General features: G+C 65.5%; 10 protein-coding genes. 3 read left to right on the plus strand and 7 right to left on the minus strand.

What is annotated here, in order from left to right:
• The first annotated feature begins 32 nt into the window (after positions 1–32).
• The 3 genes from DBY63_RS21190 (at position 33) to DBY63_RS21200 (ending at position 4171) form a co-directional block, all read left to right on the plus strand.
• Complete coding sequence (locus DBY63_RS21190; RefSeq protein ID WP_108576294.1) at positions 33–2531, plus strand: CoA transferase; 2499 nt, start codon at positions 33–35, stop codon at positions 2529–2531.
• A gap of 120 nt (positions 2532–2651) precedes the next feature.
• A complete protein-coding gene (locus DBY63_RS21195) occupies positions 2652–3809 on the plus strand; it encodes an iron-containing alcohol dehydrogenase (RefSeq protein ID WP_108576296.1) in 1158 nt (385 codons plus the stop codon).
• A gap of 143 nt (positions 3810–3952) precedes the next feature.
• A complete protein-coding gene (locus DBY63_RS21200; RefSeq protein WP_177411489.1) occupies positions 3953–4171 on the plus strand; it encodes a CbtB-domain containing protein in 219 nt (72 codons plus the stop codon).
• 398 nt (positions 4172–4569) lie between these two features.
• Here the strand turns inward: DBY63_RS21200 and DBY63_RS21205 are convergent, their stop codons facing one another.
• The 7 genes from DBY63_RS21205 to DBY63_RS21235 all read right to left on the minus strand — a co-directional run bounded on the left by DBY63_RS21205 (position 4570) and on the right by DBY63_RS21235 (position 13761).
• Positions 4570–6651, minus strand: a complete 2082-nt coding sequence (locus DBY63_RS21205; protein ID WP_108576232.1) for a 3-hydroxyacyl-CoA dehydrogenase NAD-binding domain-containing protein — start codon at positions 6649–6651, stop codon at positions 4570–4572.
• A 16-nt stretch (positions 6652–6667) separates the two neighbouring features.
• The gene (locus DBY63_RS21210; RefSeq protein WP_108576233.1) at positions 6668–7918 is read right to left on the minus strand and encodes an OprD family porin; all 1251 of its coding nucleotides are present in this window, start codon (positions 7916–7918) and stop codon (positions 6668–6670) included.
• Between the two features lie 64 nt (positions 7919–7982).
• The gene (locus tag DBY63_RS21215; protein ID WP_108576234.1) at positions 7983–8981 is read right to left on the minus strand and encodes an ABC transporter substrate-binding protein; all 999 of its coding nucleotides are present in this window, start codon (positions 8979–8981) and stop codon (positions 7983–7985) included.
• A gap of 44 nt (positions 8982–9025) precedes the next feature.
• The gene (locus DBY63_RS21220; protein ID WP_108576235.1) at positions 9026–9793 is read right to left on the minus strand and encodes an ABC transporter permease; all 768 of its coding nucleotides are present in this window, start codon (positions 9791–9793) and stop codon (positions 9026–9028) included.
• A gap of 26 nt (positions 9794–9819) precedes the next feature.
• Complete coding sequence (locus DBY63_RS21225) at positions 9820–10647, minus strand: ABC transporter ATP-binding protein (protein ID WP_108576236.1); 828 nt, start codon at positions 10645–10647, stop codon at positions 9820–9822.
• Between the two features lie 217 nt (positions 10648–10864).
• Positions 10865–12952 carry an acetate--CoA ligase family protein gene (locus DBY63_RS21230; protein WP_108576237.1) on the minus strand — a complete coding sequence of 696 codons (2088 nt, stop codon included), beginning with the start codon at positions 12950–12952 and terminating at the stop codon, positions 10865–10867.
• Positions 12949–13761, minus strand: coding sequence for an enoyl-CoA hydratase/isomerase family protein (locus DBY63_RS21235; RefSeq protein WP_108576238.1), 813 nt, complete (start codon positions 13759–13761; stop codon positions 12949–12951). Before DBY63_RS21235 ends, DBY63_RS21230 begins: the two co-directional genes overlap by 4 nt.
• Between the last annotated feature and the right edge of the window lie 18 nt (positions 13762–13779).

Here is a 13779-nt window from a genome sequence, read left to right on the forward strand (position 1 = left end):
TGAACGCTCTCGGTTATCAGTAGGGTTCCCTCATGGGACAGGCTAAGCAACTCCCCCTTCAAGGCGTCAAGGTCGTCGACTTCGGCCAATACATCGCCGGCCCCGCCGTGGCGATGATCCTGGGCGATCTCGGGGCCACGGTCATCCATATCGATCCGCCCACGGGTCAGCTGTGGACCAGCCCGGCCAATGCCACGCTCAACCGCAACAAGCTCTGTCTGCGCCTCGATCTCAAAAGCGTGGAAGGCCTGGAGCAAGCCCGGCAACTGATCGCTCACGCGGACATCGTAGTCGAGAACTTCCGTCCCGGCGTCATGAGTGGCCTGGGTCTGGATTTCGCCGAGTTGCGGCGCGACCACCCACAGCTGATCACCCTTTCGATTCCGGGCTTCGCCAGCAACGATGAGCTGCGCCGTGAATGGCGGGCGACGGAAGCGGTCATCGCCTCCGCGTCCGGGGTGTTCACGGACATGGGGCAGAACCGCGTGCTGATGGGCATCAACCCCAGCTTTTCGCCCCTGCCGCTGGCCTCCGCCTACGGCACCATGCTGGCGGTTTCAGCGGTGGTGCTGGCGCTGCAGGCGCGGGAAAAGAGCGGCCTGGGCGACGAGATCGAGGTACCGCTGGCCTCGGCGGTGATGGAAGGCCTCTCCTATAACTCCATCAAGATCGATGGCTATCCCCTGCGCTACAAGACCCTGCGCGAGAAGGAAAGCGAAAGACGCAAGGCCGAGAATCTGCCGATGAACCTCAGCTACGAGGATCTGCAGGAGTATCTCGATCCCTTCTACCGCACCTATGAATGTGCGGATGGCCGGAAATTCTATGCGGTCTGCCCCTCCCATCGTGATCACGCCAAGCGCTGCCTGCAGGCCATGGGGCTCTACGAGGAGATGCTGGCTGCCGGTCTGCCGAAGGTGGAAGACCCCTACTTGCCCATCGAGCAGTGGGAGGGCAACGCCTCCCTGGGCGTGTATCCGCTACCGGCCGACTGGGCCGCGCGCATCTCGGCGCGGATGAAAGAGGTGTTCCTGACCAAGACCGCCGCCGAGTGGGAAGTGATCTTCGGCGAAGGCCGCTTCCCCGGCGCGCCCCATCGCTCCACCCAGGAGTGGCTGCACGACGAGCATGCCAACACGGCAGGCCTGGTCATCGAGGTGGTGGACCGCGAGTACGGCGCCATGCAGCAGCCCGGCCCCGTGGCCTGGCTGGAAGCCACCGCGGAGTCCATGCTCGAGCCGGTCTCCCGCCGTGATGTCACCTACGACGAGGCCTTGGCCACGCTCCGCGAACGCCCGCAGGCCGAGCTCCCGGCTCCCTCGCCGGAGGCGGCTGGCGGCTGGCTGGACGGGGTGAAGATCCTCGACCTCACCAATGTCATCGCCGGCCCGCATTCCACCTCCTTCCTGGGTCGCTTCGGCGCCGAGTTGATCAAGCTCGATCCCGCGGTGCCCAATTACGATCCCTGGAACACGGTCGTCTTCGGCCTCTCCTCGGCACGCGGCAAGGAAAGCATCCTGGTCGATCTGCGGGATGCCGAAGGGCGCGAGGTGTTCAATCAATTGGTCCGCGACGTGGACGTCATCGTCATGAACGCCCCAGATCGCCAGTTGGCGCCGCTGGGACTGGACGAGGCGAGTCTGCAGGCGATCAATCCCGGGGTGATCTTCTGCCAGCTGGACTGCTTCGGCGGGCCGCGTCGAGGCCCGCGGACCGACTACCTCGGCTACGACGATCTGATTCAGGCCACCACCGGCATCATGCTGCGCTTCGGGGGCGGCATGGCCACGCCGGAAGAGCATGCGCACGTCGGCACTATCGACGTGATGTGTGGCTTCGCCGCGGCCCTGGGCGTCGCGACGGCCCTGTATCGCAAGCATCGCCACGGCGAGGCCCATAGAGCCCGTACCTCGCTGGCCGCCCTGGGTAACCTGGTGCAAATCCCGTTCTGCTACGACTACCCGGGCCGCGGGCCTTTCGACGAGCCGTCCGGGCGTGAGGTGGCGGGCTACAGCGAGCTGTCGCGCTTCTACCGGACCGCCGATGGCTGGATCTATATCGATGCGCAAGAGCGCGACCTGGAGCGACTCTGCGCACTCCCCGGCTTCGCCGGCCTGGCCTCGGCGGCCGATCACCAGACCTACCTGCAACAGGTGATCGGTGAGATGTCCGGCGCCGCGCTGCAGGCCAGCCTACAGGCCGCCAACATCGCCGCGGCCGTACCGGACAACATCGATAGCCTGCGGCAAGGCTACAGCCGCCAGGCGGATGGTCTGCCGGGCACCGCGAACGGCAGCTACTCCTTCAGCGTGTACGAGGACCACCCCAGCGGTCACCGCATCACCCAGCTGGACCCCTATGCCATCCGGCCCCGTAGCGCCCGGATCCGGGCCCTGCCACCGGCGGAAAAATTCGGCGCCTCGACGCGCAAGGTCTTGCAACGCCTGGGTTACAGCGCCGAACAGATCAATAGCTTGCTGGAAAAAGGCGCGATCAGCGAAAGCTGGAGCGCGGAGTACCTCCCCAGCTGAGGGAGGGAGAACAGCTCGGTCCCTCAGCGGAACCGAGCCTTGCTGAATAGCCGATTTTTCACCGAACGAGTGCCCACCCTTGCGCGGGTCCTCGTTCCTGCCGCGGACAGTGAGTTCATCATGACCTATACCAGCATTCTTCCCCGCATCCTGCAGACCGGCGCTGGCGCCAGCGCGCAGATTCCCCAGATCCTCGCCAGCCTCGGCTGCCAACGCCCCCTGATCATTACCGATCGGATGATGGTCCAGCTGGGCTATGCCGAGCGTATCCGCAGTGCCCTGGCCGAAGACGGACTGCCCTGCGACGTCTTTGCCGATACCGTGCCGGAGCCCACCGTGGCCTCCATCCAATCCGGTGTCGCGACGGCGCGCGAAGGCCGCTGCGACAGCATCGTCGCGCTCGGTGGCGGCAGCCCGATCGACAGCGCCAAGGCCATCGGCATCCTGGCCAAGCACGGCGGCGAGATGGGCGACTACAAATTCCCGCGCAACGTGACCGAAGCCGGCCTGCCGATCATCGCGATTCCAACCACGGCCGGAACCGGCTCGGAAGTCACCCGCTTCACCATCATCACCGATGAGACCAGCGACGAGAAAATGCTCTGCGTGGGGCCGGCCTTCATGCCGGTGGCCGCACTGGTCGATTACGAGCTGACGTTGAGCTTGCCGCCGCGGGTCACCGCCGATACCGGCATCGACGCCCTCACCCACGCCATAGAAGCCTACGTCAGCAAGAAGGCCAACCTGTTCAGCGATGCCCAGGCCCTGGCGGCCATGCGCCTGATCGGACCCAACCTGCGCCAGGTGTATCAGCAGGGCGACGACCGCGCGGCCCGTGAAGCCGTGATGCTGGGCTCGACCCTCGCGGGCATGGCCTTCTCCGCGGCGTCGGTCGCCCTGGTACACGGTATGAGCCGGCCCATCGGCGCCTTCTTCCATGTGCCGCACGGGCTTTCCAACGCCATGCTGTTGCCCGCCATCACGGCCTTCTCCATCCCGGCAGCCCAGGCGCGTTATGCCGACTGCGCCCGGGCCATGGGCGTCGCCGGCGCGACCGACAGCGACGACGCGGCGGTCGCGAAGCTGCTCACCGAGTTGGAAGCCATCAATCAAGGATTGGACGTCCCGACACCCGAGCAATTCGGCATCGATCGCGAGCAGTTCTTCGAGCTGATGCCGACTATGGCGCGCCGAGCCCTCGCGTCCGGCTCGCCTGGCAACAATCCACGGGTCCCCAGCGAGGCCGACATGATCGAGCTGTATCGCAGCCTTTGGTAGCAGCGGCACAACTGTCGAAATTCATAGACTTGGTGACGCACCAAGCATCGAGGGACATCGAAGGAATCGCTAGGCTATAGCCAGATAGCGAATGCCAGCATCCGCGCCACTTAGAATCAGCTGTCTGATAATCGGAGTTTTGTATGACCAAGACCGACGTCGTTACAGCGGGCAGCGAATCCGCTCAATTTCGCCTCGAACTCAGGTGGCTTATTCCGTGGGCTGTCTTCGCTGGTTTGCCCATGCTACTGGCAATCACCCTTCTCCTAAGCGAGCAGAGTGTGACCGCACTGATCGCGCAAGCGTACCTAAACGAGTTCGTTCAAAATGGCCGTCATTCGCTGGGTATCTCCTGCCACTGAATTACCGGCGCCCCCTGCTGCTCAATATTCCGCGCTGACTGATCGGGTGTAGAGCTCCTCCTCTCGCGTTTCGTTTCCTGCTTTACCTTCTGTCGCGCGCGGGGCGCGGGTGGTCGGTGGGGGGAGCTCGGGCAGAGGGGGTGCAGGGAGTGGTTAGAGGATGAAGTTTGTGCAGGGCTGGTATATTTCTGTTTTCACTGGTGTGACCGTTGCAACCCTTGTCCAACGGAGCACTAACGTTTAACGGCCGACCCAAGCAAAGCGGACTGCCACGTGTTGATGTGTTGGGCCTTGCTCTTTGACCTCGCTACCGTATGTGGCGATGCGATACATCACGTGGAGGCCAACGTCACTGTTTGCCTCTGCGAAGAAGAGCCGGATTCATCCCTTGCTGGTGCCTATTCCGACAGAAAACCTCGACCCCCAGCTGCCAATTGCCGCAGTCGCGGGCAGATCTCGGTGACGCGTTCGGCCAGCGCGGCCGACCAGCCTTCCAGGGTACTGACGATGTGTGCCAGCCCGCAGTCATCGGCGTAGTACAGCAGGCCGCCGCGATAGCGCGGAAAGCCGTAGCCGTGCAGCCAGACCAGATCGATATCCACCGCCTGCTCGACGATGCCTTCCTCCAGCAGCCAGGCCGCCTCGTTGATCATCACGTACAGGCAGCGTTCGAGGATTTCCTTGTCGCTGTGGTTGCGTGGGGCGATGCCACGGCGCTGGCGATGGGCGGCCAGCATTTCGGCAACTATGGGATCCGCCCGGCCCTGCCGCTGGCCGGGCTCATAGCGGTAGTAGCCGGCGCCGGACTTCTGCCCGAGCCGGCCGGCAGCGTGTAGTTGCTCGATGAGGTCACAGGCCCGTTCTGCGGCACTGAGCGCCTCGCCCCGTCCCTGGCGATTGCGCCAGGCGATATCGATGCCTGCCAGGTCACGCAGCTCGAAGGGACCCATGGGAAAGCCGAAGTCACGCAGCACCCGGTCGACCTGCTCCGGCGCGGCGCCCTCTTCCACGAGCAAGGTCGCCTCGCGCTCACGCACCGCCAGCAGGCGATTGCCGACGAAGCCATGGCAGTTGCCCACCGCCACCGTGGTCTTGCCCAGGCGCTCGCCCAGTTGCACGGCGGTCGCCAGCACCGCCGGTGCGCCTGGGCGGGTGCGGACCACCTCCAGCAGCCTCATCACCTGCGCCGGGCTGAAGAAATGCATGCCGATCACCGCCTCGGGCCGGCCGGTCACCGCGGCGATGGCGTCGATGTCGAGATAGGAGGTGTTGGTGGCCAGGATGGCGCCGGGCCTGGCCAGGCGATCGAGCTGGCGAAAGACCTCCTGCTTGACCGCCAGATCCTCAAATACCGCCTCGATGACCAGGTCGACCTCGGCCACCGCCGCCAGGTCAGTCGCGCAGCGGATCAGGGCGGAGCGCGCACTGGCCTGCTCCGCCGTGAGCCGACCCTTCGCCAGGGCGCCGGAAAAATAGCTGTCAATCGTTGCCCGTCCGCGCTCCAGCGCCTGGGCCTGGGTGTCGATCAAGATGGTCCGGATACCGGCATTGGCCAGGCAGAGGGCAATACCGCTACCCATCAGCCCCGCGCCAATCACCGCTACCTGCCGTAACTCAAGGGGTGGCGCTGCCTTGGCCAGGGCCCGGTTGCGCCCGGCCAAGGCGCGTTCGGCAAAGAACACGTGGCGCAGAGCGCGAGCCTGGGCGGACTCACGGCGCGCAACGAACAGCTCGCGCTCGCGCACCATCGCTTCGTTGAAGGGCAGCTGCCAGGCGCTCCGCAGAACTTCCAGCGCCTGCACCGGCGCCTCCTGGCCAGGCAACTTGCGGAGCAGCGCGCGGGCCTGGGCCTCGAAAGCCTCCAGATCAAAGGGCGCCAGGTGACGTTCGCCGGTCGGGCGCTTTGCAAGTCCCGGCTGTTCTTGCAGGAAGGTCTGGGCCAGCGCCAAGGGCTCGCCCTGCCCCAGTCCATCGATCAGCCCGGCGGCGAGCGCTGCGCCGGCATCCAGGCGGGTGCCGCCCACGATCATGTCCAGCGCCAACGGCGCGCCCACCAGCCGCGGCAGCCGCTGGGTGCCGCCGGCCCCCGGGATCAGGCCCAGGCTGACTTCCGGCAAGGCGAAGGTGGTGCCGGTCACCGCGATGCGGTGATGACAGGCCAGCGCCAGCTCCAGGCCGCCGCCCAGTACCGTGCCGTGCAGTGCGGCGATTACTGGTTTGGGCGAAGCCTCGACTACCCCCAGTACCTCAGGCAGATGGGGCTCCTGCAGCGGCAGGTCGAATTCGCGAATGTCGGCACCGGCGACAAAGGTCCGCCCGGCACAGGTGATCACCAGGGCCTTGATCCCGTCATCCGCAACGGCCTCCTGCAGCCGCGCCAGGAGCCCCGCGCGTACCTCGCGAGACAGGGCATTGACCGGAGGATTGTCCAGGGTGATGACGCCCAAGGCGTCGATGCGGTGGAGGGTTACGGTCGTCATAGGGTCTCCCGAAAGGTCAGAGCAGCGAGAGCGGATAGCTGGCGATGACGCGGACGTCATTGGCGTCGCGTGAGAAGTCGGAGCGGTAGGTGGCGCTGCGCAGACGTAGGTTGAGGCCCTTTAACGAGCCACCCTGCAGCACGTATTGCAGCTCCACATCCAGTTCCCGTTCGCCGCCTGACTGGCCACCGCGCAGTTCCGCCTTGCTGCCACGCACGAAGCGCGTCATGAAGTTCAGGCCGGGGATACCGAGCTGGCCCAGGTCGTAGTCGTAGCGCGCCTGCCAGGAGCGCTCATTGGTCTCGGCGAAGTCGCCCACCTGGACGAAGTTGACCAGGTAGGGATCGGTGCCATTGACGTAGGGAAAGGCCGTTGAGCCCGACATCTTCTGATAGCCCAGGCCAAAGGAATGGCCGGCGTGCTTGTAGGTACCCAAGGCGCTGAAGGCGCGGTTGTCGATCCGCCCGCCGCGGGCGATGCCCTCGTCGTCGCTGTCGAACAGCCGCACCTCGGTAAGGAAGGTGCCCCAATCGCCATTGCGCCGGTCAGTCAGGCCGAGAAAGCGCTGGCGATAGACGTCTTCCAGCACGGCGTACTGGGCGCTCACATCGGTGGTGGTGCCGAAGCGATAGAGTGCGCCGACGACATTGAAGTCGCCCCCCTCCAGAGAACCACTGAAGCGGCGATTCTTGTTGTTCAGCGAAAGGCCATCAGCGCCGGAGCTGTCGCGATAGACCGTACGCTGGATATTGGCGCCGGTCAGGGTCAAGCCCTTGATCTCCTTGAATTCGAACTGGCTGCCCTCGAAGGTCTGGGGCAGCAGGCGGCCATTGTTAGTGACCAGGGTCGGCCAGCGTGGCAGCAAGGTGCCGACGCGCAATTCGCTCTTGGAGAGTCGCGCTTTGAAGGTGGCCCCAGCCTTGGCGTATTCGTCGGGGGCGCGACCCTCGTCGTCGACCGGCAGCAAACCGGTGCCGGTGCGGCCACGGCCTGAATCGAGCTTCAAACCCACCAACCCCAAGGCATCCAGGCCGAAGCCGATGGGGCCCTGGGTAAAGCCGGATTCATACTTGAGGATGAAGCCCTGGCCCCACTCCTCCCGCTTGGACTGGCCGCTGCCGTCGCGAAAGTCGCGATTCATGTAGAAGTTGCGCAGCTCCAGCGAAGCTTTGCTGTCTTCGAGAAAGCCTTCGGCATAGCTGAAGGGCGACAGCAGGGCAACACCCAGCCCTGCCGCCAGGATCGGCTTGTCATGATACCTGTGCATAGGAAATCTCTACCGGGCCCTGGCCCTACCAGTGGCGTGCCAGGGCAATGGAGGGAAGCGCGACTCAGCGCACCTGGGTCAGGTAGTCAGCTGCGGTGCCAGGGATCTGGCTGTCCTGAATACGGCCCAGGAAGGTGATGGCGCGCTGGACTTCCTCATCGGTGAGATAGGGAGTGGACGGGAAGGACTTGCGGTTGTTCTTCCAGGCGGCGGCGTAGACCTGGTCGTTGACGCCTTCGAAGCGGGTACGCACCGCCTTGGCCGCTTCATCCGGATGCTGGTTGATCAGTTGGGTGGCGTCGCTCAGGGCGGCGAGGAAGGCCTTGACCGTGTCCGGGTGCTGTTGCGACCACTCGCGGCGAGCACTCAGGGCGATGGAAGGATAGCCGTCCAGGGCCTTCACCTGGCCTTCGGACATGTCCAGCAGCGTAAACCCCTTCTGCTCGATCACCGCGCTGTCCGACGCGGGCGACGACAGCGCGAAGCCATCGATGCGGCCCTGGGCGAAGGCGGCCAGCATGGCTCCGCCATTGTTCAGGTACAGCAGGGTGAAGTCCTTTTCCGATTGCAGCTTGGCTTCCTGGCCAAGGAAGCGCACCAGGAAGTCGGCGCTGCCGCCGGTGCCACTGACCGCCAGGCGCAGGCCCTTGAAGGCGGCCAGGCGCTCTTCCACGGTGGAATTGGCGCTCAGCCCCAGACGATCGGCCACCTCCTGGCGGATCACCACGTTGCTAGCGTACTGGCCGACCATGCGCCCCAGCAGGGTCACGTCGGCACCCTTCACCTTGGCGTTGATGGCGTTCTGGATGGCGCAGGAACAGAACTCCACCGAGCGGCTCACCAGCCCGGAGGCCGCGGCGCCGCCGCCCTTGAACTTGACCAGGCTGACGTCCAGTCCGTGCTTCTTGAACAGCCCGGCATCCAGCGCCACGAACAGCGGCATGTGCACGAAGCCTTCGGTACCGATGGCTACCTTGACCGCTTCGTCGGCTTGCACGGCAGGGATCGCGGCCAGCAATGCGGCGCTCAGGCCGAGGGCGGAAAACAGACGCTTCAGGGACATAGTTGAGACCTCTCTTCTTGTTGTAATGAGTGGATACGGGGCGATCAGATCGAGAGTTCGCGGGCGTCCTGCTCCTTTTTCCAGGGCATCAGCGCGGTTTCCAGCTTGCGCACTGCGGCCTGCAACAGCAGAGCGAGGAAGATGATGGCCAGCAGCGCGGCGAAGACCCCGGCGGTGTCCAACTGGCCGGCGGCATCCTGCAGCAGGTAGCCCAGGCCGCGGTTGGCCGCCATGATCTCGCCGACGATGGCGCCGATCAGCGCATAGGGCACCGACAGTTTGAGGCCGGTGAACACCCACTGGATGGCCGAGGGCAGCACCACCTTGCCGATCAGGTGATGCTCCTTGGCGCCCATCAGTCGCAGGATCTCCAGCTGCTCGCGCTCCACGGCGCGCACGCTGCTGTAGGTATTGAGGAACACCAGGAAGAACACGATGGTGGCGGTCAGGATGATCTTCATTTCGATGCCGATGCCGAACCACATGATGAACAGGGGCGCCAGGGCCACCTTGGGCAGGCTGTAGATGGAGATGAGGATGGGGTCGAGCAGCTTGGCCAGGGTCTCGTTGCGACCCAGCAGCAGGCCGACGCTGATGCCGGCGCAGGCGCCGAAGAAGAAGCCGGCCAGGGTCTCGACGACGGTGATCCAGCCATGGGTGAACAGCCGGCCGCTGGAGACCAGCTCGACGAAGCGCCCGCCGATCTCGCTGGGCGAGCTTACAAAGAAGGGATCTACCAGCGGTCCCGAGGCGAACTGCCAGGACAGCAGGATGAAAGCGAAGATGGCAACGCGGCCGAGAAAAATGTTCATAGCAGTAATCTCCAGTGGTGGGCCGCTCAGGCGTCTTGGCTCGGGGTGATGAATTCCCAGAGGTCACCGCAGATCTGGTGGTAACGCGGGTCCTTGCGCAGCTGCAGGATGTTGCGCTCGTCACCCAGGGGGATGGTCACGTCGCGCACGATGGTGCCGGGACGGCCGGAGAAGATCAGGCAGCGATCGCCCAGGGCGACCGCCTCGTCGAGGTCGTGGGTGACGAACAACACGGTCTTCTTCAGCTGCCGACTGAGCTTGAACAACTCGGTTTGCATGCGCATGCGCAACTGGGCATCGAGCGCCGCGAAGGGCTCATCCATCAGCAGGGTTTCGGGATCGTAGGCCAGCAGCCGGGCCAGGGCAGCGCGCTTGCGCATGCCGCCGGAGAGTTGACTGGGATAGGCCTTCTCGTGCCCTTCGAGCCCGACCAGGGCCAGCAGCTCGCGGATGCGCGCCTGGCGCTCGGCCTTGCCCACGCCGCGGATCTCCAGCGGCACGGCGATGTTGCCAACCACGTCGCGCCAGGGCAGCAGGTGATCGCTCTGGGTCATGTAGCCGGTGCGGCCATTGATGCCCTTGACCGGCTGGCCGCTGTAGAGCACCTGGCCTTCGGTGGGGGCGAACAGGCCGGCCACCATGTTGAGCAGGGTGGACTTGCCGCAGCCGGAGGGACCGACGATGGTCACCACCTGGCCCTGCTGGATGTCGACGTTGATGCTGTGGGAAGCCTGTTTCGCTACGCCCTTGACGGTAAAGGCCTTGGCGACGTTGCGAAAGGAAATCACGGTGGGCGCCGGGGCGATGCTGCCGATCGGCTCGCGAGGGGTGGCGTTCTTAAGTACGGCGGACATGGCGTTACTCCCGGTTCGAGGACGTGGCGTCGGGTTCAGGACTCATGAACGACGCGACGGCGCCAGACGGTAGGAATGCACACCATGGGAGATAGGACGGAAAGCTGTTCATAGTGACCTACTTATTGTTATGAGTCAGAAATGAAGCGTTCTTGGATTATGCAAGGGTGAGTCGGGGCGGCAATGGCGCTGTTCCACCCTGTGGAACAGCGTCTGCTCAGCTCAGAACGGTTAGGCCATCGAGGGCGACCACCCCCTGTCCTTGCGGCCTGACCAGCAGCGGATTGATCTCGGCTTCCTGCAGCCGCTCGCCCAGGCGCTGGGCCATGTCGGAGAAGGCGACGATGCAGCGCGCGGCGGCCTCGACATCGGCCTTGGGACGGCCGCGGAAGCCATCCAGCAAGGGATAGGTGCGCAACTCGGCCAGCATCGCCCGGGCGTCATCCAGGGTCACCGGCAGCAGGCGCAGAGTGGTGTCCTGGAACAGCTCGGCGGTCACCCCGCCCATACCCAGCAGCACGGCCGGACCCAGTTGCGGATCGCGGATGAAGCCGAGGATCAACTCCTCGCCGCCGCTAACCATCTCCTGCACCAGGAAGGCCTCGGGATTGAAGCCGACCTGGGCGGTCACCTCGTCGCGCATCCGTTCCAGGCGCCCCCCGATGTCCTCGGGCCGCTGCCGCAGGGCCACGCCACCCACCTCGCTCTTGTGCGGGATGCGGGCGGAAAGCACCTTGAGTACCACCTCGCCACCCAGATCGCGGGCGGCTGCCTCGGCCTGGCGTGCGTCCGCCACTACCCGCTCGCGGGTCACCGGAATGCCGAAGGTCTCGTACAGCTGCTTGCTACGCGCCTCGTCCAGCGGACCCGGCTGCAGGTCCGCCAGAGCCACCGGCTCGGCCGAGGGGGCAGCGCCGACCTGCCCTAGCCGCTGTCTTGCAAAGCTGCCTTGCAAGGCCAGCGCCTTGAGCGCGCCGGCGCAACTCTCAGGCGCACTGAAGGCCACTCCATCCGAGCCGTTGATGCGCTGCGCCGCTGCAGGAGCATGGGGACTGATATAGGCCAGCACCGGCTTCTCCGAACTGGCCAGGCTGTCGCGGATGGCATCGGCCATCAGGTGCGGCTGGGCGACGCCAGAGGAGCCCACCACGCTGATCACCGCATCGTAATCGGGACTTTCCAGCAGGATGCTGATGGCGCCGCGCATGACTTCGGGCTGCAGCCCTGCCAGGGTCAGGTCGATGGGATTGCGGTCGAGCACCGCCTGGTCACCGACGTCCAAGGCACGCAACCGGGCAGCCGTCTCCGCGCCGGGTGGCGGAGTCTGGAAGCCGTTGACGCCTAGATTGTCGGCGATCAGAGTGCCGGCGCCACCAGTGGAGGTGAGGATGGCCACCCGGGTGCCCTGCATGACCCGGCCGCTGGCCAGGGCGAAGGGAATGTCCAGCAGGTCGGCGAAGGTCTCGGCGCGGATCACCCCGAGCTGGCGAAAATAGGCCGAATAGAGGTCATCCGAGCCGGCCAGGGCGCCGGTATGGGAGGCGGCGGCGCTGGCGCCGGCTTCCGAGCGACCGACCTTGAACACTACCACCGGTTTACCGGCAGCACGGGCGCGGCCCACGGCGCGGGTGAATTTGGCAGTGTCGCGCAGGCCTTCGAGGTAGAGGGCGATCACGGCAGTGGCCGGATCGTCAGCCAGGTAGTCGACGAAGTCCGCGACGTCCAGATCCACCTCGTTGCTGGTGGAGATCAGTTTGGAGAAGCCGATGCCGGCCGCCACGCCGCGGGAGAGCAAGGCGCCGAGGATGCCACCGCTCTGGGACACCAGGGCTACCTTGCCCGGCAGCAGGGCGTCCATGTCCAAGGCGCCGCTAGCGGACAGGGTGATGCGCTCGCTGACATTGACCAGGCCGATGGTGTTGGGGCCAAGGATACGCATGCTGCCGCGTGCCGCCTGCAACTCGGCCTGGCGGCGGATGCCACTCTCCCCCGTTTCGCCATAGCCACCCGCCAGCACGATGGCCGCGGCGCAGCCTAGCGCCGCCAATTCGGCTACCGCCTGGTTGGCGCGCTCGGCGCCGAGCAGGATGACCGCCACGTCGGGCACCTCGGGCAGCTCGGCGATGGACGGATAGCAGCGCAGGCCGTCGATCGCCTCATAGCGCGGATTGACCGGATACAGGCGCCCTTGGAAACCGTGCTTGCGCAGGAAGGCAATGGGCCGGCCAGAGGTCTTTCGGGCATCGCCCGAGGCGCCGATGACGGCGACGCTGGCCGGACTGAGCAGACGGTCGAGAGCGCTCATCGTTGGCCACCATTGCTCTTGCGCGCCAGGAAGGCAGCGACCGACTCCTGGTGTTCGCTAGAGGTGTAGCAGATGCCCTGGGCCTGGCTGCCCATGGCCGAGATCTGCCCCTGGGTCAGTTCGAAGGTGTTGTTGAGGATCGATTTGCTCAGGCCCAGCGCCGTCGCCGAACCGGCCGACAGCTGCAGGGCCCAATCCTGGGCCGCGGGGAGCAGGTCGTCATGGGGCACCACCCGGTCGATCATGCTGATGCGCTCGGCTTCGCTCGGCGAGACGGTGCGACCGCTGAAGATCAGCTCCTTGGCCCGGCTCAGGCCGACCCGCCGCGGCAGGAAGTAGAGACCGCCACCATCGGGGATGAGGCCGCGGGCGATATAACTCATGGCGAAGGATGCCTGCTCCGAGGCGATGATGAAGTCGCAGCTCAGCGCCATGTCGCAGCCCAGGCCAGTGGCGGCGCCGTTGACCGCAGCGAGGGTCGGCTTGGGCAGGTTGTGCAGCAGCGACACGGCGTGGTGGACCCGTTGCTGGCGCTTCCAGCCGTTGAAGGCCACCGAGCCGGCCGGCGCACTCATGCGCGCCTGCATTCCCTTGATGTCGCCACCGGCGCAAAAGCCCTTGCCGGTACCGGTCAGGATCAGCGCCTTGATCTCGTTGTCGGCGGCGATGCGCTCCAGGTGCTCGATCAGCAGGGTGCGCATGTCATCGCTGATAGCGTTGCGCGCCTCGGGACGGTTCAGCGTCAGGGTGGCGATGCCCTGGGTCACCGACAGCTCGATGGGAGTCGCGGATTCGGGAGTTGTCGTCATGGGTGGCCTCTCTCTTAT

The sequence above is a fragment of the Pseudomonas sp. RIT411 genome, assembly GCF_003057735.2.
GTDB lineage: Bacteria > Pseudomonadota > Gammaproteobacteria > Pseudomonadales > Pseudomonadaceae > Chryseomonas > Chryseomonas oryzihabitans.

Excerpts from the sequence above, each read along its gene's own strand:
- DBY63_RS21190 (WP_108576294.1), top strand. The coding sequence starts at position 33 with ATGGGACAGGCTAAGCAACTCCCCCTTCAAGGCGTCAAGGTCGTCGAC.
- DBY63_RS21195 (WP_108576296.1), top strand. The coding sequence starts at position 2,652 with ATGACCTATACCAGCATTCTTCCCCGCATCCTGCAGACCGGCGCTGGC.
- DBY63_RS21200 (WP_177411489.1), top strand. The coding sequence starts at position 3,953 with ATGACCAAGACCGACGTCGTTACAGCGGGCAGCGAATCCGCTCAATTT.
- DBY63_RS21205 (WP_108576232.1), bottom strand. The coding sequence starts at position 6,651 with ATGACGACCGTAACCCTCCACCGCATCGACGCCTTGGGCGTCATCACC.
- DBY63_RS21210 (WP_108576233.1), bottom strand. The coding sequence starts at position 7,918 with ATGCACAGGTATCATGACAAGCCGATCCTGGCGGCAGGGCTGGGTGTT.
- DBY63_RS21215 (WP_108576234.1), bottom strand. The coding sequence starts at position 8,981 with ATGTCCCTGAAGCGTCTGTTTTCCGCCCTCGGCCTGAGCGCCGCATTG.
- DBY63_RS21220 (WP_108576235.1), bottom strand. The coding sequence starts at position 9,793 with ATGAACATTTTTCTCGGCCGCGTTGCCATCTTCGCTTTCATCCTGCTG.
- DBY63_RS21225 (WP_108576236.1), bottom strand. The coding sequence starts at position 10,647 with ATGTCCGCCGTACTTAAGAACGCCACCCCTCGCGAGCCGATCGGCAGC.
- DBY63_RS21230 (WP_108576237.1), bottom strand. The coding sequence starts at position 12,952 with ATGAGCGCTCTCGACCGTCTGCTCAGTCCGGCCAGCGTCGCCGTCATC.
- DBY63_RS21235 (WP_108576238.1), bottom strand. The coding sequence starts at position 13,761 with ATGACGACAACTCCCGAATCCGCGACTCCCATCGAGCTGTCGGTGACC.